We start from the raw sequence: 24,913 nt of genomic DNA, 5'->3' as shown, positions 1-24,913 counted from the left end.
TATGCGTATTTCAAATAACATGATGTATAAGAATAACCTTAATTCTATTCTTAACTCACAGCAAAATGTTAATAAGGCACAAGAGCAGGTTAATACTCAAAAACGTGTATTAACTGCTGCTGATGATCCTTCTGCCACGGCTCGGGCTTTACTTTATAACGACCGCATTCAAGGCAATGAGCAGTTCACAAAAAATATCACTATGCTGAATAGCCGTTTAACGACAGAAGAAAGTGTACTGCAAAATATTAAAGGTGCACTTGAGTCTGCGTATACGTTATCTATTCAAGCTGGTAATGGTGCCTATAGTGATATCGACCGTGAAGGGATCGCTGAAGAAGTTAAGGCACTGCAAAGCACTGTACTTGATTTAATGAATGCAAAGACTGAAGACGGTAAGTTTATCTTTTCAGGCTACCAAGATAATACTCCTTCATATAGCTACAATAGTACGTCTGGTCGCTATGAATATGGTGGCGATCAGGGGCAACACAAAATCAAAGTGGCTGAAGGTGTAGAAATCAAATCAAGTGACAATGGTTTTGATACGTTCGAAAAAGTAAATGCACGTCTAAATGTGGCCTCAAACGACGGCACTGTTTCAGGCGGTATTACAAGCTCAAAAATTTATGTGACTGAGCAAGCAGATTTCGATAAATTCCACCAAGCTAATTACAACGCTGATCCTGCTGCGGCTGCAAATGCCAATACATTAAGCTTTATTACCACTACAGGTACACCTAATACTTATGTGGTACAACAAGCAGGTGTAACAATTGACAGCGGCAGCTTTGAAAACGGTAAAATCGAATATCAAGGTATGGAAATTTCTGTTTCGCCTGTTACAAACGGCCAAATCGATGTAGACCTTGAAGCGCCACAAAAAGAAAATGCGTTAAATACTTTGGACGATTTGATTGCAGGACTCACAAATCCTAATTTAACCCAAGATGAGTTTGATCAGGTTTTAGCGGATGCCATTGTACAACTCGATAATGCCAAAAATCAGGTTTCTCTTGTTCAGGCTGGCTTAGGTGGTCGGTTAAATACGGCCAAGAAAATCGAACAATCTAATAGTGATTTAGATACCAGTAATAAAGCAGCAAAAGCGGAACTCGTTGAGCTTGATATGGCTGAAGCGATTACTGAACTGACCAAACAAGAAACATCACTGCAAGCTGCACAAGCAACATTTGGCCGTTTGGCTAACCTATCATTATTTGATTACTTATAATTTATCTAGGTTAAGCTCATTTTATGAGCTTAACCTATAAAACCTACCTTTAGCTTTCCACTTAAACAGCTGTTTTAACGCACTCTCTGTAGCGTTTTGAGCTTCAGCAATACTTCACAGTAACGATTTTAATGACAACCAGAAGCTATGTTTAGTTAAAAATATTAAATATTTTTCATTTAAATACAGTGTGTTAAATAAAAAATGAAAAATTGTTTAAAAATTCACTAAAGGATTTTTTGAGCGGACCGATAACTTAATTAACCAAGCAGAGTAACAAATAACAGTTACCGCTTAATTAGAGTAAGTTTGAGAGTAAATGATAAGTTTACTTCGGGAGAAATATCATGGCACTTTATGTAAATACAAATGTTAGTTCATTAAACGCTCAAAGACAATTAATGAATTCTGGTAACTCACTTGATACTTCATTCAAGCGTTTATCATCAGGTCTTCGTATCAACAGCGCAGCTGACGATGCGGCTGGTCTACAAATTTCTGACCGTTTAACATCACAAATCAACGGTCTTAACCAAGGTAACCGTAACGCGAACGACGGTATCTCTTTAGCGCAAACAGCTGAAGGTGCACTAGACGAAGTAACATCAATGTTCCAACGTATTCGTACTCTTGCACAACAAGCGTCGAATGGTTCAAACACTGATGAAGACCGTTTAGCGATTCAAGAAGAGATTCGTTCATTATCAGCAGAGGTTAACCGTGTAGCTGAAGATACAACATTCGGTGGTCAAAACCTTCTTGATGGTACTTATGATGCTAAATTCCAAGTTGGTGCTGATGCAGTTCAAACTATCGGCTTCAGTATGCAAAACGTAGGTGGTACAGCTGCGACAAACAGTATCTCTACAAATGGTGGTTTCACGTTATCTGGTATCGCTGGTGTAGCGAGTGCTGTAGGCGGAAAAGGTTTAACAACGCTAGCGGCTGGTGTATCTGATATCTCTGGTTCTGCTATCGGCGCAACAAGTGACTTCCAAACTAAGTTCAGAGAAACATCTATCAGTGTTTCATCTCAGACAAATGCACAATACGTGTTAGCTGGTATGGATGCGATGATTGCGGTAGTTGATAAAAAGCGTGCAGAGCTAGGTGCGGTTCAAAACCGTTTCCAATCAACAATTCGTAACCAAGCTAATATCTCTGAAAACTTAAGTGCAGCTCAGTCTCGTATTAAAGATACAGACTTCGCGACTGAAACAGCTAACTTAACTAAGATGCAAATCTTACAACAAGCTAGCCAAACAATCTTGAGTCAAGCTAACCAACGTCCTCAAGCGGCATTAAGCTTACTAGGTTAATAGTTGGGAATTTGAGTTAAAGTGAAGTCAAAACTTTGACTTAAAGAAAAGCGCCTTTGTCTAATGGGGTATTAACAAAGGCGCTAAGATAGGATTATAAAGCGGAGGCGCTCAAAATCCTGACAGTAGTGTTCTAACATTTGTAAGAACATAAAATATAAAGCACAGATTATGCCATAATTTGTGTTATTAAACCCACTCTTAAACTTATCTCTCTTAAGGCTCCTAAATGGAGCCTTTTTTCATTCCTTTTTAAAACTAAATTAATAGTTGGCCTATTAATTGCTCTATTTACTTCAAGTTAATTAACTAACAAGCAAAGTGGCAGTTTTTTGCCCCAGGCGACTTAGATTTGCCGCTGTAAGGGTCACTTTGTCAAATTCACTTTTAAATAAGTGACTTTACTTTGACAGATAAGAAGAGAGTTTATTATGGCTTTATATGTAAATACTAATGTTAGTGCATTAAACGCACAAAGACAGTTGGATAGAACAGGTGGCGATTTAGATACCTCGTTTAAACGCCTTTCATCAGGCTTACGTATTAACAGTGCAGCTGATGACGCTGCAGGTTTACAAATTTCTGACCGTCTACAATCACAAATTTTGGGTTTGAATCAAGGTAACCGAAATGCCAATGATGGTATTTCACTTGCTCAAACAGCTGAAGGTGCATTAGATGAAATCACATCGACTTTTCAGCGTATCAGAACACTTGCTCAACAAGCCGCTAACGGCTCGAATACTGATGAAGATAGACTGGCAATCCAAGAAGAGATCCGTCAACTGTCTGCAGAAGTAAACCGAATTTCAACCGATACTACTTTTGGTGGTCAAAACCTATTAGATGGTACTTATAAAGCTAGCTTCCAAGTAGGTGCTGACGCTGTTCAGGTTATTGGCTTTAGCATGCAAAATGTTGGTAGTACAGCAGCTACAAATAGTGTTTCAGCGAATGGTGGCTTCACTATGTCTGGTATCGCGGGCATTGCTTCAGCTGTTGGTGGTAAAGGTTTAACAACACTTGCTGCAGGTGTATCAGAAATTGCTGGTTCAGCTATCGGTGCTACAAGTGATTTCGCGACCAAATTTACAGAAACAGGTATTAGTGTATCCTCACAGACTAATGCACAGTATGTTTTAGCGGGTATGGATGCGATGATTGCAGTAGTTGATAAGAAGCGTGCAGAGCTAGGTGCTGTGCAAAACCGTTTCCAATCTACAATTCGTAACCAGTCAAATATTTCAGAAAACTTATCTGCTGCAAAATCACGAATTAAAGATGCTGACTTTGCTTTAGAAACAGCTAATTTGACTAAAAACCAAATTTTACAACAAGCAAGCCAAACAATTTTAGGTCAAGCAAATCAACGACCTCAAGCGGCTTTAAGCTTGTTACAAGGCTAAAATTAAAAATTAGTTAAAAAAATTTACAAATAAAGCTAAAGCTTTCGCTTTATCGTCCGATAAACGAGTTAGAGAACTATCAATCTAGGACTCTAAGTCGGTTAAACAGCAGGGTAGGGGTATCCCGCTGTTTAGCTATAAAATGATAAAGCGGAGGCTAATATGGCTTTATATGTAAACACTAATGTGAGTTCTTTGAACGCACAAAGACAGTTAAGTAAATCAGGTACTTCACTTGATACTTCTTTCCAACGCCTTTCATCAGGCTTACGTATTAATAGTGCAAAAGACGATGCTGCAGGTATGCAGATCGCTAACCGTTTAACAAGCCAAGTTAATGGTTTAACGCAAGGTAACCGTAATGCGAACGACGGTATCTCTTTAGCGCAAACAGCTGAAGGTGCACTAGACGAAGTAACATCAATGTTCCAACGTATTCGAACTCTTGCACAACAAGCGTCGAATGGTTCGAATACTGATGAAGACCGTTTAGCACTTCAAGAAGAAATTCGTTCACTTTCTGCAGAAGTTAACCGTGTTGCTGAAGATACAACGTTCGGTGGTCAAAACTTACTTGATGGCACATACGATGCTAAATTCCAAGTAGGTGCTGATGCTGTGCAAACTATCGATTTTAGTATGCAAAACGTAGGTGGTACTGCTGCAACAAACAGTATCTCTACAAATGGCGGTTTCACGTTATCTGGTATTGCTGGTGTAGCGAGTGCTGTTGGTGGTAAAGGTTTAACAACGCTAGCTGCTGGTGTATCTGATATTGCGGGTTCTGCTATCGGCGCAACAAGTGACTTCCAAACTAAGTTCAGAGAAACATCTATCAGTGTTTCATCTCAGACAAATGCACAATACGTGTTAGCTGGTATGGATGCGATGATTGCAGTAGTTGATAAAAAGCGTGCAGAGCTAGGTGCGGTTCAAAACCGTTTCCAATCAACAATCCGTAACCAATCTAATATTTCTGAAAACCTAAGTGCTGCGAAATCACGTATCCAAGATACAGACTTCGCGACTGAAACAGCTAACTTAACTAAGATGCAAATCTTACAACAAGCTAGCCAATCAATCTTAAGCCAAGCAAATCAACGCCCTCAAGTAGCGCTTTCACTACTAGGCTAATATTTGTTTTATAAGTCACTTCAGGCTCAGGAAATTTGCTTCGAAGTGGCTTATACTTACCGAGTAAGATATTAAGAGGTGTTACTATGATAGATCTTAATTCAACGCAAAGGTCTAATGATAACCTTACTGCCGGTGGAAATTCTGCAAATTTAAAAGCCGAAATAGATGATATTAAAGCAAATAAAGGCACAGAAATTGCTGGTAGAGAGCCCGTGGATATTGAACAAGTTTCAAAAAGAAATGAGCAAAAAGACAAAAACGATCTAATTGCCGAAGTAAAACAAAACCTTGAAAAACTCAATAGCTATATCCCAGTTACATCAACAAATTTAATTTTTGAATTTGATGAAAAGGGAGATCCACCCATTATCAAAGTTCTTGATAAAGAAAATGACGAAGTAATTCGAGAAATTCCAACAGAAGAATTTCGTGAAGTGGCTAAAGCTTTAGAAGAGTTTGCCGATAAATTAAGCAATAAAGGTTTGTTGTTCGATAGAACGGCATAGCAATTAGTATTTTAGGAGTATTACTATGGCATTAATTACATCTGCTGGGGTTGGTTCTGGACTTGATCTGGAAAGCATCATCAGTGCGACACTATCAGCTGAGAGTACCCCTAAACTAAATGCGCTCGCTGAAAAAGAAGAGTCTTTACAGGTAGAGCTTTCGTCTTTAGGCGAAGTTAAATCTGCAATGTCAAAGCTTCAGGATACTATTGAAAAGTTAGCTGATATAGATAACTTTAACAAGCGAATTGCGAACATTAAGCAACCGACCAGTGATGATGGCGACCTTATATCAGTAACACCAACATCTGATATTTCACCTGGGGATTTCAACATTGAAGTGGTGGAGCTTGCTCAAGGTAGTCGAGCGACATCTAATGCAGGCCTATTTACCTCAACAGATGATGTTGTTACAGCTTCTGGTGGTACATTGTCTTTTTCTGCAGGTGACAAGAGCTTTGACTTAACACTCGATGCGGGTGCAACGCTTGCTGATTTACGTGATGCAATTAATGATTCAGACGATAACTTTGGTGTTACTGCGAATATCATTAACACGGGGACTGAATCAAAGTTAGTTCTCACATCAAATGTATCAGGTGCAGGTAATGATTTAGTTATTACCAACGATACTGCCGAACTTGATAATGTTTCAACACTTGCTAACGATGGCGTTACTGCAGGCGGTATTGCAATTGCTTCAGGTGATGAAGCTAAAAGTGCAGAAATCAAAGTAGATGGTATTTCAATTGTTAATGATACCAATACATTTAAAGATGCTGTACAAGACATGACAATTGTTGCAAAGCGACAAAGTGTTGACGGTGAAACAGCAAAGTTATCTGTAAACGTAGACACTGAAAGTGTTACTAAGCTAGTTGATGAGTTTATCGCGAACTATAATAACCTAATAGGCCAAATAGGCCTACAAACGCGTGTAGGTAAACCTCTAAATGCAGATTCAACAATTCGTTCATTCGATTCTCAATTAATTAATGCTCTTTCAACACCTATTACGGATGCAGGTCCGTTTTCAAGTATCTTTGATATTGGTTTAGGTGTAGATAAAGATGGTTACTTGGAAAAATCTAGCCTAGTCCGTAGCTTAAATGAAGCTATGGATGAAAATTATGATGATATTGGCAAGGCTTTTGCAGGTGAAAATGGGATAGCAAAACAATTAGAGTCTCTTTTTGACAATTATTTAGACTCTAAAGGAATCATGAATCAACGAGAAACTAACTTAAATTCTCAACTTGATGACCTAGAAGATGATGTTATTAATCATGAATATAGAATGGAAGAGTTAGAAGCAAGACTTCGCCAGCAATATGCAGGCTTAGATGTGTTGTTAGCGCAAATGCAGTCAACGCAAACGTACTTAAGTGCACAACTATCTAGTCTTCCAGGATTTACTAAGTCATCATCATAAAAGTTATTTTTCTCTTTGTTTAGGCATATAGGTGAACCATGTACAACGCAAAAGTTAAAAATTATCAAAAGGAAGCACTTAAAACTCGCATTGCAGGTGCTGACCGTTACGAAATCATTCAAATGCTAATGGCTGGCGCTATTGAAAAGATGGTGCTGGCGAAAGTGGCCATTGAAAAAAGACACCTTGAAGCCAAAAGTGAGCATCTATCAAAAGCATCAGCGATTCTTGAAGCGCTAAGAGGGTGTTTAGATTTTGAAGTAGGTGGAGAAGTTACTGAAAACCTTTATGCATTGTATTCGTACATGATTGACCGGTTGTTAGACGCAAGCATTAAGAACGATCCTGATATAGTGACTGAGGTCTCTAACCTTCTTAAAGAAATTAAGTCAGCGTGGGATGCCATTCCGCACGATGTTCGTGAAAAAACACTTTTAGATAATGGTGTAGACGCGAATGTTGGATAATCAATTAGCTGACTTTGAGAAGCAAATTGATCAAATCAACTCATCATTAATCAAGGAAGATTTTGAACAATGCGAATCTTCTTTTAAAAAATTAGACCATGACATTAGAACTTATTTTGATCAAAATGCTCCCTTAGCTGATTCTAATGTTGAGGTTTATCAAGCATTTTATGATAAGTTCGTTGATTTAGTGACTAATTTAGAAAACCGAAAAAAAACATTAGCCAAAACGATAGCGTCCCAGTTACGTACCAAAAAGAAGCTCGATGTTTATAAAAGTATCAAGTAGGTAAAAAATGACCAAACCCCCTCTGTTGAGGCTCAAATCGAGTCCCTTTCAAATAAAATCGATGAGACAATTGAGCAGCAAAGAAGAGAGCAAGAGTTCGCGGATAAGGCAAATTCTAAGTTTGAAGAAAATCTTTTAGCGTTTAAGCAATATTTCCCTGAAATTTTTGAAAAATTCCTTAAATACGAACCAAGTGAACACTTTCAATTTATTCTAAACGACAATGGCACTGCGAATATTATTGATTATGAAACAAGAGTGCCTATGTACTCTTCAGATCCTATTAAGCAAGCTGTTGAGCAAGTTCACAAAAACCTCGAAAATCCAATTTTAGGCAAAACCGATCACTCAGCTATTTCATCTGTAGAGAATCCGTTAGATTTTATTCATATCGATTTGATGAATAATTTAGGGAAGCTTTTTGGTGAAGCAAAGGCCAATTTACCTGTCAATAACTCATTAGATGAGAAACTGCCAAGTCTAATGTTGTTTGGTATTGGCCTTGGTTATCACTTACCTGAACTCATTGAAAAGCGTGAAATTAGTTTTATAAATATCATTGAGCCTAACGAAGATTACTTCTTTGCAAGTTTATTTGTAGCTGAATGGAAGAGTATCTTAGAAAGTATTGATAAAAATGGTAGCTTTCTTTACCTAGGTATTGGTAAATCTGAAGACGAAGTATTCAAAAATATCTATGACAGAAGCCGTAATGTAGGTATCGCGTCTGTTAGCTATACTTGGTTCTATCAACATTACCCATCTCAAAAAATGAATAAATGGATTGATGAGTTTAAAACTAATTTTCATCAATTTTTTACCGGTTTTGGTTTTTTTGATGACGCTATGATGGGCATCGCACACACGCTTGGTAATTTAGAAAATGAATTTAATCTAATGAGCGTGCAAAAGCCAATGAACAAAGAGATGGCTGAATTTCCTGTAGTTATCATTGCGAATGGACCATCTCTCGACCAAGAAATAGAATTTCTACAAAAACTGCAAGACAAAGTCGTTATTCTATCTTGTAATTCAGCATCAACGGCTTTAGTTAAAAAGGGAATTATTCCTGACTTTCATGTTGCTTTAGAAAGAACAGAGATGACCCATGATTTCTTACGGGACTTTTTGCCTGAGTCTGCTCGTAAGAAGATGAATTTGCTTGTTACGAATGTGATGCACCCAACAGTTTCTAGTTTATTTCCTTGGACGGGGTTTGGTCTTAAAGGGAATGAATCTGCAACTCAGTTAGTACATTTAGCTCAATTTATTAATAGAAAACCAATCACTGAGGTGCTTTCTTACTGTAACCCATTGGTTGGTAACACTGCGTTGAGTTATGCATGTCATCTTGGTTTTAAGAATATTTACCTCTTTGGTGTAGATAACGGCTATGTTGATGAGGATTATCATCACTCTAAATCGAGCTTTTATTACAACAAAGAAGGTCAGGTAGAACATAAGCCTTTAAAGATAGGTAAACAAATCGCACTGCCAGGAAACTTTGTTCCTACTATACTCACTGATGAATTTATGAGTGTAGGCAACATTCAAATGGAAAAGTTAATAAATTCATTCCAAAATCAGGGGATTAACTTTTATAACTGCAGTAACGGTGCAAAAATTAAAGGTGCCACACCTCTGCATTCTGACTATATCTACTTAGAACCTACTTCATTAAGTAAATCAGCAGTCGTTGAGTATGTGAAGGAGCACCGTTTCTCTACGAGAGTCGATTTAGGTGAGGTTGAGCCTTTACTTCATTTCGAAGAGTTTACAGAATTCTGTAAAACAATGGCAGAAATGCTAAAAGAAGAAACGGCTATTCGCTCTGATGCACTCAACAACCTACTGAAAAGTGTTCGTTATTTATATTCTTTTAAAAATTCAGCGAAATATTTAAACGTATTTTTGCTGTTTGAAGGTGAAGTGCTTTATACCACGTCTTTATTAGTATCATTACTTTATAACTATGGTAATGAAACGGAAATTTTAGAGTACTACAACAAAGCACTTGACTGCTGGATTTCATTTATTGAAGGTGCTCCTGACTATTACAAAGAAAATGTACGACTATGTAAATAAAGATATTTTTAATAGAATTTATCTTTATATCTAATAGGTTCACGATAAAAATTTGGGCTTGATGTATTCATTCATCCAGTCAAATGTTTGAATATATCAAATGGATAATACACTCCCTTCAGTAGAAGAATTTAAGATTATGACCGCAAAAAAAACAACAAGCAGCATTGCTCTTCAAAAAAGGGCAAAAAGTATCATCCCAGGATTAACCCAATTGCTTTCTAAGCGCCCAGATATGTTTAGTACTAATATTTGGCCTGGGTATTTTTCTAAATCAAAAGGATGCCAAGTTTGGGATCTTGATGGTAATGAGTACCTCGATATGTCTATTTCGGGTATCGGTGCAAATATTCTAGGTTATGCGGTAGATGAAGTTGATGATGCGGTTATTAACTCTATTCGCAATGGGGTTAGTTCTAGCTTAAATTGCCCTGAGGATGTTGAGCTTGCTGAGAAGTTATTAGAATTACACCCTTGGTCTGAAGAAGTTAGATATGCCCGTTGTGGCGGTGAAGCAATGACTGTCGCAGTGCGTATTGCACGAGCAGCAACAGGTAAAGATAAAATTGCTTTTAGTGGTTATCATGGATGGCATGATTGGTACTTATCAGCCAATGTTACAAGTAATAGTAATCTTAACGACCATTTAATTCCTGGCCTTTCACCTAAAGGTGTTCCAAAAGCGCTAGCAGGAACAGCACTCCCTTTTCCTTTTAATGATATCGAAGCGCTAGAGCAGTTAGTTGCTGAAAATGGTGAAGAGCTTGCTGCTATCGTGATGGAGCCAATGAGAAACTTTGCCCCATCTGAAGAATACTGGCAGCAAGTTGAGGCCATTGCAGCACGATTAAATATCCCATTAATTATTGATGAAATATCTATGGGCTTTAGGATCAACTGTGGCGGATCGCATTTGAAGCTGGGTATTAATCCTGATATTGCAGTTTTTTCTAAGGCAATGGCTAATGGCTATGCTATGGCTGCCGTCATAGGCAAGTCTAAATGGATGGATGCAGCACAAACTAGTTTTATATCTAGCACTATGTGGACTGAACGAGTAGGGCCTACAGCTGCATTAGCAACGATCAACTATTACGAGCAACACCAAGTCCATGAGCATCTAGCCGTAATCGGTGCAAAAATTAAGGATGGCTGGCTAAGTTTAGCACAAAAGCATGGCCTTGAAATTCATGTTTCTGGTATTGATGCCCTTTGCCACTTTAGTTTAAAGAATGAAAACTTTTTGACGCTTAAATCTTACTTTATTGAGAAAATGTTAGAGCAAGGTGTATTAGCAACAAATATGTTTTACTGCATGTATGCGCATAAAGAGCACCACGTTGAGACTTATTTAAAAGCGGTTGATAATGCGTTTTCGGCCATAGCCGATGCGATTGAAAACCCAGAGTTACTGGCACATGTTATTCCATCAACCTCGGGCTTCAAAAGGCTGAATTAAGATGAACTTACTGACTTCAGATAGGTTTAAACTAAGATACTTAGAAGCAGCGGATGCTTCGGCTAAGTATTTAAACTGGTTGAATTCAGGTGTTAGCGAATTCATCCTAAATAAACCAGAGTCTAACAGTGGCCTTGTTGCATATATTGAAGAGCAGCTTGCAGATAAAGATGTGTATTTTTATGGCATTTTTACTCTTGATACTGATGAGCATATTGGAAATATTAAGTTTATCATCAAAGGAAAAAGCCGCGATTGTGTTGAAATGGGTATTCTGATTGGTGAAAAAGCATGGCATGGCAAAGGGGTTGCAAAGGAAGTAATTGAATGTTTTGCAAGCCATGCAAAGCAGCAATTAGGTATTACTAAAATGCAGCTTGGTGTTGACTCAGCTAATACTGCTGCCGTTTCGGCTTATTATAAAATAGGTTTTAAAGTTGTAGATGATGGTCGAAATGATGGCGGTCTAACAATGTTATGGGAGTTTTAAGTTGTTGAATACTTTTACTGAACAGCTTGTTTCAAAGCTTCTGAACAACGATTTTTATATTGTAATTCAAGCTAGAATGACGTCATCTCGTTTACCTAAAAAGGTAATGCTGCCTCTTGGAACAAAGCCTGTATTAGAAGTGATGCTTGAAAGATTGGCTCCTTTTAAAGAGAAGATCATTATCGCGACAACAGATGATGGCACTCAACGACCGATCACTGAGTTGTGTGAACGACTGGGTGTGAAATACGTTGAAGGTGACACTAACAATGTATTAAGTCGCTATTACCTAGCTGCACAGTCTGTAAATGCAAACTCAGATACTGTGATTGTTCGTTGTACCAGTGATTGTCCTCTCATTGATTTAACTGAAACCGCACGTGTTATAGACCACTTCTATAGTGTGCGCAGTGAGTATGATTATATTTCGGCTGGCCCTCACTGTGGTTTCCCTAATGGCTTTGATACAGAAGTGTTTACTTTTGAGGCGCTTAAATCAGCCTTTGAATGTGCAACAGAAGATTTTGAAAAAGAACATATGACGCAATATATTTGCAGAAATATGAAAGTGGCTGACTATAAGAACGTTGATGATTTTAGTCATTGGCGTTTAACTTTAGATGAGCCAGCTGATTATGAGTTAATTAATGCCATTTATAGCTTATTCGATTACCGTACTGATTTCACATTTGATGAATTAAAACAAATGCTAAGCTCTCATCCTGATATACTTAAGATCAATGAGCACGTAGAACAAGTTCAAGTTGGGTAATATGTTTAAGAAAGAATTTAAAATAGATGATACATGGGTAGGACACGATCACTCTTGTTATATCATCGCTGAAATGTCAGCTAACCATGGTCAATGTTTAAATAAAGCTAAAGAGTTAGTTCATGCTGCTCATGAAGCCGGTGCTGATGCGATTAAGCTACAAACTTATACCGCAGATACTTTAACCATGGATTGTAAACTTCCGCACTTTGAAGCGACGGGTCCATGGCAAGGTCAATACTTACATGATTTATACAAGACAGCTTATATGCCTTGGGATTTTCATTCGGAACTGTTTGAACTATCAGCAAAACTTGGACTTACTTGTTTTTCATCACCATTCGATAAATCGGCAGTCGATTTATTAGCACAATTAGATGCTCCAGCCTATAAAATTGCTTCACCTGAACTAATTGACCACCAATTAATTCGTGATGTTGCCGCTACTGGTAAACCCGTAATTATGTCTACAGGTGGTGCGACGTTAGTTGAAATTGCTGAGGCGGTAAAAGTCGCAGAAGATGCGGGTGTTACTGAACTTGCATTGATGAAGTGTACAAGCACTTATCCTGCTCCTGCAGAGACTATTAATTTGCGAACTATCCCTCATATGCAACAGGCTTTTGAATGTCCGGTTGGTTTATCTGATCACACACTGGGAAATGATGTGCCACTGGCTTCAGTTGCCGTCGGTGCATGCATGATAGAAAAGCACTTTGTATTAGACAAAACAGACAATACTGCAGATAGCTTTTTTCAATGACGCCATCGGAGCTTCAGGCCCTTGTTCATGGTGTGAGACAAATTGAAAACGCACTGGGCAAAGTCGATTACCCATCCGTTGCTTCAAAAGCACGTCGCTGTGTTTACATTATTAAAGATATTAAAGCTGGAGAGCAGCTGAGCCCTGAGCATTTAAGACAAATGCGTCCTGGGGCGGCGAAATTATGCCAAAAGAGCTGCCAAGCCTTATTGGGCGAACAGTTAATAAAGAATTACGTTGTGGCACTCAATTGTCTTGGAGTGACCTAAAGTGAGCGATATGAAACAAGATTTAATTCAATCGGTTCAGCAATTTTTATTAGAACGCGGTGTATTTGTTGAAGATGCTGACATTGCTGAATATGACTTTGTAGCTGCGGGAGCGTTAGACTCATTTGAGATACTGAGCCTTATAATGAGCTTAGAAACCGAATATGGTATTGCTGTTCCTCCAGAGTTAATGGTCGACAGTGAAAATGCAAAAGTAGGAAATTTAGCGACTGCGTTAGTGAAGTTAAATGATAGCAATTAGAGTCGATACACTATGTGGCTTGGGTCACTTTATGCGTTGTAAATGGCTCGCGTTAGAGTTGCAATGTTTAGGTGAAGAAGTTGTTTTTTTAGTCGATACACAATTGTCGCATCATTTAACTAAAGAACTCGGGAATATACATTTATTACCCTATGCAAAAACACAGATAGAAGATGCGGCTAACTGTGTTCAGCTTTTCAACGAGCAACAGCTCATTATTGATAAATTAATTATTGATAGCTATCGTTTTGATATTGAATGGGAATCAAAGATGGCTAAACATGTGCCATCGATTATTGCGGTTGATGATCTTGAAAGAGAGCATTTAGCAGAGCTGGTTATCGATAGTAAATGGAATGCTGAAAAGACTTCGTCACGTTATCAAAGTACTGCACTTGAATCACAACACCTTTTACTTGGTCCTGATTTTTCGATGCTGTCTAGGGCTTATCGAAACTGCGTGCAAACAGAGCGCTCAAATAAAGAGCTTATGTTTTCTCTCGGCGGTGGTGGCGATTGGAAAGAGCTTACTGAAATCATACGATTAATTCTTGAAACAGCGCCAGAGTATAAAGTTAATCTAATTATAGGCCCTAATGCTACATCCGTTACTCAGCTACATGAGTTAGCTTTAGGTCACTCGCAATTAAATTTAATTGAAGCACCTAGTTGTTTAGCAAACTACTATAAAAGCTGTACCTTGTTTGTTGGCGCTTTAGGCACGTCCTTGTATGAGCTGGCTGCGACTAAAACCCCTGCGTTAACGTTCTCAATCGCAAAGAATCAAGAAAATCAACAAGCTGCATTAGATGATTTGGGGCATTATTTTCATATCGCAAACTTAATTGACTATCCGCCAGAACAGGTTTTAAAACTTATTTTAGCAATGCTACAAAATATAGAACGTATCCACCTAATGCGTGAAAACGTTGCTGTAAAAATTGATGGCGAAGGTGCAAGTCGTGTTGCTAAGTTAATTACTTCAGAACTTGCTTCTAGCCAGATTACTCAAGCCAATAGCAACTTAATTGAAAGCCAGTATCAACATTTAACCGACACAATCACGTTAAGGCGAGTGGTTGATCAGGACATAAACCGCTATTTGGCAGCGAGAAACTTACCGAACAATGCTTGGCGAATGACGATCACAAAAGATATCGATCAACTTGATCATTATTGCTGGTGGTTTACTAATCGACGCGATTCTTATGTTATGGAAGTTAAAGGCAAGCCGTTACTTTACGTTTGGCATCAATTGTATGAAATAGAACAGCAAAATTATTTAATTGGTGGCTGGTTTGCAGCAAGTGACGATGTTAATTTTGCCCATGCTCAACTAGTATTAGATTGGCAACTAAAAGAGACTGAGCAAACATACCCAGGTGCAATGTGGGTAGCCGTTATTAATAAAGAAAATAAGTTTGTAAATTTGCTTAATCAGCGAGCAGGATTTAAATCTATTGCAGGGGATGCGAAAAAAATGGCAGTGACCCAACATTTATTTCCAAATGCTTCGATTGATGATTTTAATTTTGTAGGAAAAGGGTGAGTAGGTGGATAAAGGTATTTATGAGTTATTTGCTACGAATGTCGCTAACACTCCCACTAAGGTAGCTGTTGTCTTTCAACAGCAAAGCGTAACGTATGATGAATTAAATCAGCAAGTTATTAAGCTTACTAGCCATTTTTTAAAACAAGGTGTTACGCAAGGCCAACGTGTTGCTATATTTGCACCTAACGGTATTGAATTTATTGTTTCGCTGCTGGCAATCGCTAAGTTAGGTTTAGCCGCAGTGCCGTTACCTGTTAGCTTAAAAGGGCTTGCTCTGACCGTTGCTCTTAAGAAGACCCCTGTTGCTAAGGTGATTGCTTGGCCGACCATTAGCAAATCACTTCTTGCAGATAATCTTATTGAAGCTGAAAATTTAATAACATTAGGCCAAAGTGTTGCTAATGAAACAAATTGGCTTTGTGTTCAACAAGCTGAAGCAGAATGCTTTTTTACCGATGCGATTGATACGCAAGCACCTTACATCTTAACCATGACTTCTGGTTCTACTGGTCAACCTAAGCCAATAGTGTTGAGCCAAGCATGTAAAGTAAATAGAGCATTTGATGCGACCATAAACTACTACGGATTAACGTCCGATGACGTTATTCTCGTAGCGACTCCTATGTACCACTCGCTAGCTCAGCGTGGTGTGCTCATGCCGTTGATGCTTGGTGCAACAACGGTTGTATTACCAAAGTTTAATTTGAAGCTATGGCTACAAGCAATTGAACTGCACCAAGTGAGTTTTCTATTTGCCGTTTCATCTCAATTAGTAAGCTTAATTCAAAACGGTGTTGAAGGGCATGACTTGAGCTCTTTACGCTGCCTAGTATCCTCTTCGGCGGTATTAGATAAAGAGAGTAAACAAAGCTTACTTTCTTTGCTTAGTTGCCGTTTACACGAGTGTTACGGAGCTTCAGAGGTTGGTGTTGTGACTGATTTCGCGGTATCAGAACACCCTGAATTGAGCGGCAGTGTAGGCAATGCTTTACCATTTGTGACTGTGAAAATTACCGATGAGCATGGCCAAGAATTATCTGCAACTGAAGTTGGAGAAATTTGTTGTAAAACAACAACCGGGTTTAGCGGGTATCATAAATTACCGGAAAAAACGCGAGAAGCTTATTATCTTGGTGATTTTTTCAAAACCGGAGATTTAGGTTACCTCGATGAGCAAGGCTATTTATATTATGTCGGCCGTAAAAAAGAGTTGATCTCAAGTGGGGGGATCAATGTATACCCTCAAGATATAGAAGCCGTGATAAAAATGCATCCTGACATTGAAGATTGCGTGGCTTTTTCAATTCCAGACTCTCAGTTTGGTGAGGTAATAAAAGTTGTTTATACGACGTTTTCGGCGTCAGTAAATGAAACAGAATTAAAGAAACTGTGTTTACAGCAATTAACCGATTATCAACAGCCTAGAGTGTTAGAGCAGATTGATAGTTTTGAAAGAAGTAGTTTAGGCAAAATTCTTCGTCAGTTGGTCAAAGAAAAGTATTCGCAATAGCCATAAGTTGGCAAAGCAGCCTATAAAGGCTGCTTTATAAAGTTTTTTATTTTGGAATTGCGTACAGTATTATCTCTAGACCGAAATCGCCATGACAATGAAGTTTGTACTCATAATTAGGGTTATAGCTTTCAATTTGCTGAGCTATTTGCCAAAGATGAGCAGGCTCATGATAGACGGAAATAGCGAGTAGCGGGGATTGGTGCGTTATAATTTCTTTTGCGCCCTTCAATGCATGCGGCTCTGCGCCCTCGATATCCATTTTAATGAAATTAACCGCAGAGGCTATGCTGGTATCATCTAACGCTATAACAGGCAGAAGTAGATTGTTGTCTGTGATTTGCTGTGAGTCAGCAAACTTGCCTTGTGAAAGGTCTGCACTGAAGCTCAATATTGTATTTTCTTCCCATACACCACATGGAAATAAATAAGTCTTAATACCTTGAGAGACTAATTCTTTCGCTGTTTTGTTTAATAAGTGGAAGTTCTTTGGATCAGGTTCAAAACACTGCATTGTGTTTAACTGTATATCTGCTTCTTTTAATACTTGTGCTGCACTTGCAAGTGTATCGCCGATATATGAACCGCAATCAATAAAGTTAATCCCATTTTTCCAAAGAGGAAGTTTCAGTAACCAAGGTGGAAAGTATTGGGTTTGCCAGTCGTTTTCAACATAGCTTTCACTAGAGGGGGAGCTACGAAATGCGATGATATCATCAAGACACTTTTTGCTCTCATCATCGCTTAGTCTTTCTTTAAGCCAAGCTAACTGTTCTTTGTCGTTCTGTGTGCTAGAGATTAGTTTTGCTCGGTAATCCTTTGAAATAAAACGTTCTAAAACATATGGGTAGCTATTAATGATTTCATTCATGTTTAGGCATTCTTGAACACCCATTCCAATTAGATCCTGCTTAATAGCTTCACTTGTACAAGATACCGATACAAGCATGGTTACATTTTTATTGGCAATATTGTCAGGTTTGTAAATTGGACAGCCCTGGTACTCAGTTTCTTGCGTGTATAAATCGACAAAAAATTCTATTTTAATTCCATGTTCTGAAAGTGCATGATAGATTTTTTGCCCATTACCACCGGCGCCATAGATTGCTATAGGAAGGTTATTCATCATAATTTAATTACCTCTGTTAAGCTTTATCCATTGCGCTGACTCGACTGATTCTTGCGCTGCTTTAAATAAGTTCAAGCCGTCTTTTGCTTGCTCTAAGCCAAATACATAGTCATTTTTTTTGTCTGTACCAGCTAAGTAACAGCAAAGTTCTTCGTAAATATCTGTATATAAATTAGAAAAGGCTTCAACAAATCCTGTTGGGTGACCTGGCTTCATTCGGTTATATCTAAATTGATTAGCATACTCACACTGTCCGGCTCTATCTAAGATTTCTCTGCGACCGTCATTGTAGTTTAACTCTAATTCATCAGGGTTTAGTTGGAACCAACGCGCGCTTCCTTTATCACCGTATATTCTGATTTGAAGTCCATTGCGGTGGCCAATAGCCGTTTTTGACATCCACATACTACCCTTTATGTTATTTGGGTAGTTCAGCAACATATTTACATCATCAATTAAATTAGGGTATTGAGAATGGTTAGTAAATTGTGCGATTGTTTCTGTTGGCTCCATTTCAAGTAAGTATGTTGATAAGTGGTGTAAATGCACCCCTAAATCCAAGCAAATGGTTGGCACTTCAAAATCTTTTAAACGCCATGCCTGCGGCATCGATGGTTTCCCTGCAATATCTGGTGGCCTTCTGAATCCCTCTTGTGGCATTTCAAGGTGAATTTTTTGGATAGTGCCAAGTGCACCTTGCTTTACTAGGTGTTTCAACTCTCTGACCATCGCATAGCCACTGTAGTTGTATGTAACAGCTAGAAAGTGTTTATTTTTATCGTAGCAGGCTTCAATTTCAGCGACTTCTGCAGGGCCGGTAACAAGTGCTTTTTCGCAAATGATCGGTAAATTCGCCTTTAGAAGCGTGGTTATTACCTCAATATGATGGGGGGTTGGTGTCAGTATAACAAATGCATCAACATGGTTTTTCTCTTGCTCTACAAGCTCTTGCCAATCGTTGTATAAATGCTTTTCTGAAACTCCCCATCTCTGCGCTGTTGCACTATTTTCATCGGGGGTTCTTGAAAAGGCACCTGCAACTACTGCAAACTTGTTATCGAGTTGACTTGCGGCGAAGTGAACATAGCCTACAGCTGAGTTATTGCCACCGCCAATAAAGGCAAGTTTTAATTGTTTATTGTTGTCATTCATATTTATCTGCCTTTTTTGATCATAGCCATTTATCGGCAATCAATCATTTTTCTAAACTATTTATAGTTGCCAATTTGCTGGATTGGTGAGTCTTGGATCATTAACCGTCATTTCTTTGAGCACGTCGTGAGAGATTTTGATGCTGCTTTGATAGGCCTCTAAAATTTGCTCTAACTCAGACTCTGAGTTCACACCGACAACTATTTTATCTATTTCATCTTCTTTTAAAGTATATGCAAGGCAGAGTGTTAGTGCCGATACACCAAGATGCTGCGCTAACTGATGAAATGATTCTAAATCTTGCTTCCAAGGTTTAAAGTAACTAGCTAACTCATTGATGGGCATTAATAACAAGCCTTGTAAAAAACAAGATCTAGCGTGCACTTGAGTGTTGTTTTTACTTAGTAATGAAAGAGCGCCAGTGTCTTTAAAGTAGGTATCAAATGCATTATAAGGTATTTGCACAAGGTTAATTTCGCTCAACTGTGTGAAGCTATCCACCTCTGCACCTGAATACAAAGAAACCCCTTTACTCGCTAGTTGATTTTCTAATTGTCGTTGTTTTAAACACGCTAAAACGGGCGCTACACCTTGTTTCTCAATGTCGCTTGCTTGGTGAAATAGGATTGCGTTTAGTTTTTGAGTTTTAAAATCTGAAAAACATTGCTCAATTAATGCAATGTAATTATCTGCATCCTGATTAGAAAATTGCTCTTTTTGTAGAGGAGGTAACTTAGTAACTATGTTAAAGCGGTCATTAATCGAAGGATAGGATGCTAACACTTGGTGACTTTCGCCGTAACCAAGTGCGGTATCTAGTGTTGTAATGCCTGCGTCTTTTGCAATATCTAAAATGGCATGAGCCTTGGCAATGCTTGGTTGACCACGCTTATTACTGACACCGTAATTTAAGCCAAATTGCACTGTACCTAGAGCAAGCTTCATACTAAACCAATCAATGTATCGATAACGAATTGCTGCTCATCTGCTGTCATAGTTGGGTGCAGAGGAATAGTAACAGCCTGTTTGTAGTAGCTTTCTGCATTAGGGAAATCACCGTCCGAAAAGCCTAAAGCTTGATAATAAGGCTGTAAATGGATCGGTATATAATGCAAGTGAGCAATAATTCCTTGCTCTCGCATGCCTGTGATGACCGACTTATGTTTTTCTACATCACACTGTGTTAAACGAACAATATATAAATGGTAGCTAGAGTAACAATCATCCGATTGTGTTAAATGAGCTACCGCTGAATTTGCAAATGCATGGTTATATGTTGTTGCAATGTCGTTTCGCACTGATACAAAGTTTTCTAGCTGCTTTAACTGACTCAGTCCTAAAGCGGCTTGCATATCAGTCATTCTATAATTAAAACCAAGCGCTAGTTGTTGATAATACCAAGGGCCGTGACTTGGCTCGGTCATTTCTTCAGGAATATTAGTAATACCATGGCTTCGCAAGCGGCTCATTTTTTTGTTGAGTTCAGCGCAGTTGGTAACCGCCATACCCCCTTCAGCAGATGTAATTATCTTGACTGGATGAAAGCTAAACACAGTAATATCTGAATAAACACAGCTGCCAACAGGCTGGTCTTTATACTTTGCGCCAATAGCATGCGAGGCATCTTCAATAACCTTAAAACCATACTCTTTGGCAAGTGCATTGATTGCAGCCATATCGCATGACTGACCAGCTAAATGAACAGGGATCACGACTTTAGGGAGTCGCTGGTTTTGTTTGGCTAACGTTAGTTTTTCTTGAAGCGCTGCAACAGACATATTGCCTGTTTCAAGGTCGATATCAACAAAATCGATGTCTGCGCCACAATACAGCGCGCAATTACTCGATGCGACAAAGGAGATTGGCGACGTCCATATAATGTCACCTTTACCTACGCCTAAAGCAAGGCAAGCAATATGTAACGCTGAAGTCGCACTGTTAGTGGCACAGGCATAGTGAGCACCACAATATTCTGCAATGGCACTTTCAAATGCCGGAACAGCAGGTCCCTGCGTTAGCCAGTCAGACTTTAATACATCAATTACGGCATTGATGTCATCCTGTGAAATACTTTGTTTGCCGTAAGGAATTACCTTATTCGTCATAATGAAGTATTACAGTAACGCTTGGACGTTGAAGTTTTTAATTTCTTCAATGCTCATATAATCTGGGTTATCGAGTGAGTTATACTCGAAACCTTGAGCAACTTGCTCACCTTTTTCACCCAGTGCATTCACAGTAAAATCATTGCTACGACTACTGAATTTTATGCCCGGAGCGATAACAAAATGATCGCTATATTCGTATGTTTCAAAGCATAAGTCGGCAGGACACATAACTTCGTGTAACTTTTCACCTGGGCGAATACCAATTATTTTAATTGGTAAGTCAGGCGCCATGGCTTTGGCAAGATCAGTAATACGAATTGAAGGGATCTTCGGCACGAAAATCTCTCCACCTAACATACGCTCAAAGTTAGTTAGAACAAAATCAACACCTTGTTGCAGGCTAATCCAGAAGCGAGTCATTTCTTCATGAGTAATTGGTATATGGTCGCGACCTTGGTCGATAAACTTTTGGAAAATAGGCACAACAGAGCCACGCGAACATACTACGTTACCGTATCTTACGACAGCAAAGGTTGTTTTATGGCCGCCAGCAATATTGTTTGCAGCAACAAATAATTTGTCTGATGCAAGTTTAGTCGCACCATATAAATTGATAGGGTTCGCGGCTTTATCAGTTGACAGTGCAATGACTTTTTCTACGTTATTATCAAGGGCAGCATCAATGACGTTTTCAGCACCATTAATATTGGTTTTGATACATTCCATTGGGTTGTATTCAGCGGCAGGTACTTGTTTTAATGCTGCTGCGTGAATCACATAGTTTACGCCACGCATAGCTCGACGAAGTCTTTCTTTATCACGAACATCGCCAATGAAGTATCGCATACACGGTTGGTCAAACTCTTGCTGCATTTCAAACTGTTTTAGTTCGTCCCGTGAGAAGATAATAATCTTCTTAGGTTTATAACGTTCTAGTAGCGTTTTGACGTATTTTTTACCGAATGAACCGGTACCACCGGTAATTAAAATTGTTTTATTGTCGAACATAGCGTTACCCGAGTTATTTTTCATTGGCGTTTGATACGCAAAGTGAGAATTTTGACACAATTCTCAGTAATTTAACTATTAACTAATACACTAGCAAGTCAGATGCCAAGTTAATTTATCTAAACCATGGTACAAAGTACAAAATTTGGCAAATTAAGCTATAATTTAAGCAATCGGTTTGTCGGAGGCCGCCATGAAAATTCAATCACCCAATACTGGGTTTTTAAATCAAACTCAGCAAACGAGTAATAAGCTTGCTGAGCAACTAGCGTCAGGAAAAAAAGTAAACTCAGCGGCAGATGATGCCGCTGCATTGCAAATTATTGATAGATTAACATCGCAACAAGATGGCTATAGCCAAGCAATTAACAATGCGTACGATGGCATCTCTTACTCGCAAGTAACAGAGTCAAATCTATCTGGTGTGAATGATGCTGTTTCTCGCATACGAGAGCTGTCTATTCAAGCGGGAAATGGTGCGCTCACAGATAATGACAGAGCAGCACTTCAAGAAGAAGTGTCGCAATTACAAACGCAAATTTCAGAAACGTTTGAAAATGCGACATTCGGTGGTAAACCTTTATTTGATGGTGAGCAAGTGTCGTTTCAAGTTGGTCCTGATGCCAACACCACACAATCAGTGACGCCATCTGATGGTAGTATTGCTTCAGTTATTGCGGGAATCGATATTTCAACCCAAGCAGGTGCTCAAGCTGCAATTGATATTAGCGACCAAGCAGCAGAGGAAATTAACACCCAAAGAGCTGAGCTAGGCGCTTTTCAAAATACCTTGACGAGTACGATAAAAGGTTTAGGTAACCAGCGAGAGAACATTGCTGCGAGCCAAAGCCGAATAGAAGATACTGACTATGCAAAAGCCGTGTCTGATCAAGTAGCTAATGATATTTTATCGCAAGCATCGGTTGCCTTACGTGGTCAGGCTAATCGTTCAGCCGAGTCTATATTAGGTTTACTTTAATTCTTTAGTATTAAATTTTAGTGCTAAGTGACTATTTTTTGGCGTTGATGTCAATAAATTGCCGCTTAGCGCTTGCATCCCTCCTAAACTCGCTTACAATTTAGAAATTAACTAACCTCGTGGTAACTGTGGTTCGCAAATAATGATCTTAATTTTAGACAATAATAATAATCGTGCGATAGGTTTACATGCAGCACTTACCTTCATTGGTGAAACTGCACAATTAGTTGATGAGACTTCATTACAGTCTTTTTGTGAAAAACATCAACAGCAAGAATGCATGGTCATTCTTGGTGCTTTACAGCAGCTAAACCACGAGGCTGTGATCAAACAGTTTCCTGCCATTCCGTTTTTATTAATTGGTGAAACACTCAAACCGTTACTAAGCATTGCTAATGTAGTTGGTTTAATTTGTGAGCCGTTTAACCATGACGTAACTACTCAGCTATTGCATGATTGTCAGCAATATCAGCGCATGCTACCGGGTGACCATAAACAAGCTAAATCCAACAAATCATTTGATGGTTTAGTCGGTGAAACCGAAGCTGTAAAAGATGTGCGCTTTTTAATTGAGCAAGTAGCAAAAACCGATGCAAATGTGCTGATCTTAGGTGAGTCAGGCACAGGTAAAGAAGTTGTTGCACGTAACGTTCATTTACTCTCTAAACGCAATACCGGGCCATTTGTGCCGGTAAACTGTGGTGCTATTCCTGGTGAACTACTTGAAAGTGAGTTATTTGGTCATGAAAAGGGGGCCTTTACGGGCGCAATATCAGCGCGAAAAGGGCGTTTTGAATTAGCGCAAGGCGGCACGCTGTTTCTAGATGAAATAGGTGATATGCCTCTGCAAATGCAGGTTAAACTACTACGTGTGTTGCAAGAGCGAAGCTATGAGCGAGTAGGGGGTACTAAGCCTATTCAAGCTGATGTACGCATTATTGCTGCAACTCACCGCAACCTTGAAGACATGATTGAAAAAGGCGACTTCCGTGAAGACCTTTTTTATCGTTTAAACGTGTTTCCAATTGAAAACCCTTCGCTAAGTGAGCGTGCTGACGACATTCCTCTGCTGTTAAAAGAGTTAATGCGTCGTGTGAACGAGCAAAGTGGCACAACGGCCAAATTCACTGAACGTGCGATTCAAAGCTTAAAAGAGCATGCGTGGCCGGGGAATATTCGTGAGCTTGCTAACTTAGTTGAGCGCATGGTGATCATGTTCCCTGATAAAGTGGTTGATGTGCCAGACCTACCAGCTAAATATCGTTATATTGAAGTTGAGGCTTATGAGCCTGAGTACCCTGAAGAATTGATGGAGCGAGATGCTTTCAACGATATTTTCAGTACCGGTTTTAGTGATTATGATGAGGAAGAGCTTGATACCCCAGCAACAACGGTAGACTCAGGTTTATTACCTGATGAAGGCATTGAGCTTAAAGAGTATCTTGCTGAGCTTGAAATCAGTTTAATCAGCCAAGCATTAGAGCGCTACGATTATGTTGTTGCACGTGCTGCAGAAATTTTAGGTGTAAGACGCACCACACTGGTCGAAAAAATGAAGAAATACAACCTAACGCGCGACTAGCCG

The 24,913-nt window shown here is 39.0% G+C and carries 22 protein-coding genes and 1 pseudogene; 18 read left to right on the top strand and 5 right to left on the bottom strand.

Translation table 11 applies throughout. The features are described from left to right. Nucleotide 1: 1 nt before the first annotated feature. From flgL to P4S60_RS12205, 16 genes and pseudogenes are all read left to right on the top strand, one after another. A complete protein-coding gene (gene flgL / locus P4S60_RS12280; protein WP_337116123.1) occupies nt 2-1,234 on the top strand; it encodes a flagellar hook-associated protein FlgL in 1,233 nt (410 codons plus the stop codon). A 347-nt stretch (nt 1,235-1,581) separates the two neighbouring features. Further along, complete coding sequence (locus tag P4S60_RS12275) at nt 1,582-2,553, top strand: flagellin N-terminal helical domain-containing protein (RefSeq protein WP_063706536.1); 972 nt, start codon at nt 1,582-1,584, stop codon at nt 2,551-2,553. Nucleotides 2,554-2,984: 431 nt separating this feature from the next. Continuing rightward, entirely contained in the window at nt 2,985-3,959 is a 975-nt protein-coding gene (locus P4S60_RS12270) for a flagellin N-terminal helical domain-containing protein (protein ID WP_063706538.1), read from the top strand. Between the two features lie 162 nt (nt 3,960-4,121). Further along, nucleotides 4,122-5,093: a flagellin N-terminal helical domain-containing protein gene (locus P4S60_RS12265; RefSeq protein WP_105175247.1), complete on the top strand. Its 972-nt coding sequence runs from the start codon at nt 4,122-4,124 to the stop codon at nt 5,091-5,093. An 86-nt stretch (nt 5,094-5,179) separates the two neighbouring features. After that, nucleotides 5,180-5,602: a flagellar protein FlaG gene (locus tag P4S60_RS12260; protein WP_063706542.1), complete on the top strand. Its 423-nt coding sequence runs from the start codon at nt 5,180-5,182 to the stop codon at nt 5,600-5,602. Nucleotides 5,603-5,627: 25 nt separating this feature from the next. Beyond that, nucleotides 5,628-7,034: a flagellar filament capping protein FliD gene (gene fliD, locus P4S60_RS12255; protein WP_063706544.1), complete on the top strand. Its 1,407-nt coding sequence runs from the start codon at nt 5,628-5,630 to the stop codon at nt 7,032-7,034. A gap of 38 nt (nt 7,035-7,072) precedes the next feature. Further along, nucleotides 7,073-7,501, top strand: coding sequence for a flagellar export chaperone FliS (gene fliS, locus P4S60_RS12250; protein WP_337116122.1), 429 nt, complete (start codon nt 7,073-7,075; stop codon nt 7,499-7,501). After that, nucleotides 7,491-7,790 (top strand): hypothetical protein, encoded by a 300-nt coding sequence (locus P4S60_RS12245; RefSeq protein ID WP_337116121.1) that lies wholly within the window; start codon nt 7,491-7,493, stop codon nt 7,788-7,790. The genes fliS and P4S60_RS12245 overlap by 11 nt, the downstream gene beginning before the upstream one ends. Nucleotides 7,791-7,826: 36 nt before the next feature. Next, the gene (locus P4S60_RS12240; RefSeq protein ID WP_337116860.1) at nt 7,827-9,875 is read left to right on the top strand and encodes a motility associated factor glycosyltransferase family protein; all 2,049 of its coding nucleotides are present in this window, start codon (nt 7,827-7,829) and stop codon (nt 9,873-9,875) included. A 139-nt stretch (nt 9,876-10,014) separates the two neighbouring features. Beyond that, entirely contained in the window at nt 10,015-11,334 is a 1,320-nt protein-coding gene (locus P4S60_RS12235) for an aminotransferase class III-fold pyridoxal phosphate-dependent enzyme (RefSeq protein ID WP_063706552.1), read from the top strand. Between the two features lies 1 nt (nt 11,335). Beyond that, nucleotides 11,336-11,824, top strand: coding sequence for a GNAT family N-acetyltransferase (locus P4S60_RS12230; protein ID WP_337116120.1), 489 nt, complete (start codon nt 11,336-11,338; stop codon nt 11,822-11,824). Nucleotide 11,825: 1 nt separating this feature from the next. Continuing rightward, nucleotides 11,826-12,596, top strand: coding sequence for a glycosyltransferase family protein (locus P4S60_RS12225; RefSeq protein WP_337116119.1), 771 nt, complete (start codon nt 11,826-11,828; stop codon nt 12,594-12,596). Between the two features lies 1 nt (nt 12,597). After that, nucleotides 12,598-13,633 (top strand): annotated as a pseudogene (gene pseI, locus P4S60_RS12220) (pseudaminic acid synthase). A 5-nt stretch (nt 13,634-13,638) separates the two neighbouring features. Next, nucleotides 13,639-13,890: a phosphopantetheine-binding protein gene (locus P4S60_RS12215; RefSeq protein WP_240701325.1), complete on the top strand. Its 252-nt coding sequence runs from the start codon at nt 13,639-13,641 to the stop codon at nt 13,888-13,890. Next, on the top strand, nt 13,877-15,439 hold the full coding sequence (pseG, locus tag P4S60_RS12210) for a UDP-2,4-diacetamido-2,4,6-trideoxy-beta-L-altropyranose hydrolase (RefSeq protein ID WP_337116118.1): 1,563 nt from the start codon (nt 13,877-13,879) through the stop codon (nt 15,437-15,439). Before P4S60_RS12215 ends, pseG begins: the two co-directional genes overlap by 14 nt. Before the next feature lie 4 nt (nt 15,440-15,443). Then, nucleotides 15,444-16,952, top strand: a complete 1,509-nt coding sequence (locus tag P4S60_RS12205) for a class I adenylate-forming enzyme family protein (protein ID WP_337116117.1) — start codon at nt 15,444-15,446, stop codon at nt 16,950-16,952. Nucleotides 16,953-16,998: 46 nt separating this feature from the next. Here P4S60_RS12205 and P4S60_RS12200 read toward each other — a convergent pair whose 3' ends face one another. Genes P4S60_RS12200 through pseB form a run of 5 tightly spaced genes read right to left on the bottom strand, consistent with a single transcriptional unit; the run spans nt 16,999 to nt 22,349 of the window. Beyond that, nucleotides 16,999-18,081 carry an FkbM family methyltransferase gene (locus tag P4S60_RS12200; RefSeq protein ID WP_337116116.1) on the bottom strand — a complete coding sequence of 361 codons (1,083 nt, stop codon included), beginning with the start codon at nt 18,079-18,081 and terminating at the stop codon, nt 16,999-17,001. Between the two features lie 3 nt (nt 18,082-18,084). After that, nucleotides 18,085-19,233: a Gfo/Idh/MocA family protein gene (locus P4S60_RS12195; protein ID WP_337116115.1), complete on the bottom strand. Its 1,149-nt coding sequence runs from the start codon at nt 19,231-19,233 to the stop codon at nt 18,085-18,087. Nucleotides 19,234-19,293: 60 nt separating this feature from the next. Further along, entirely contained in the window at nt 19,294-20,178 is an 885-nt protein-coding gene (locus tag P4S60_RS12190; protein ID WP_337116114.1) for an aldo/keto reductase, read from the bottom strand. Then, on the bottom strand, nt 20,175-21,338 hold the full coding sequence (gene pseC / locus P4S60_RS12185) for a UDP-4-amino-4,6-dideoxy-N-acetyl-beta-L-altrosamine transaminase (RefSeq protein ID WP_337116113.1): 1,164 nt from the start codon (nt 21,336-21,338) through the stop codon (nt 20,175-20,177). The genes P4S60_RS12190 and pseC overlap by 4 nt, the downstream gene beginning before the upstream one ends. Nucleotides 21,339-21,347: 9 nt before the next feature. Continuing rightward, nucleotides 21,348-22,349 carry a UDP-N-acetylglucosamine 4,6-dehydratase (inverting) gene (gene pseB, locus P4S60_RS12180; protein WP_063707199.1) on the bottom strand — a complete coding sequence of 334 codons (1,002 nt, stop codon included), beginning with the start codon at nt 22,347-22,349 and terminating at the stop codon, nt 21,348-21,350. 193 nt (nt 22,350-22,542) lie between these two features. Between pseB and P4S60_RS12175 the strand changes: the two genes are divergently transcribed. Continuing rightward, nucleotides 22,543-23,328, top strand: coding sequence for a flagellin N-terminal helical domain-containing protein (locus P4S60_RS12175; RefSeq protein ID WP_188727164.1), 786 nt, complete (start codon nt 22,543-22,545; stop codon nt 23,326-23,328). 142 nt (nt 23,329-23,470) lie between these two features. Beyond that, nucleotides 23,471-24,910 (top strand): sigma-54 dependent transcriptional regulator, encoded by a 1,440-nt coding sequence (locus tag P4S60_RS12170; RefSeq protein WP_337116112.1) that lies wholly within the window; start codon nt 23,471-23,473, stop codon nt 24,908-24,910. Nucleotides 24,911-24,913: the final 3 nt, after the last annotated feature.

This window comes from Pseudoalteromonas sp. Hal040, from assembly GCF_037162425.1.
Lineage (GTDB): Bacteria > Pseudomonadota > Gammaproteobacteria > Enterobacterales > Alteromonadaceae > Pseudoalteromonas > Pseudoalteromonas gelatinilytica.
The sequence above is the reverse complement of the archived record's forward strand: the minus strand, read 5'-3'. Positions and strand labels throughout refer to the sequence as shown.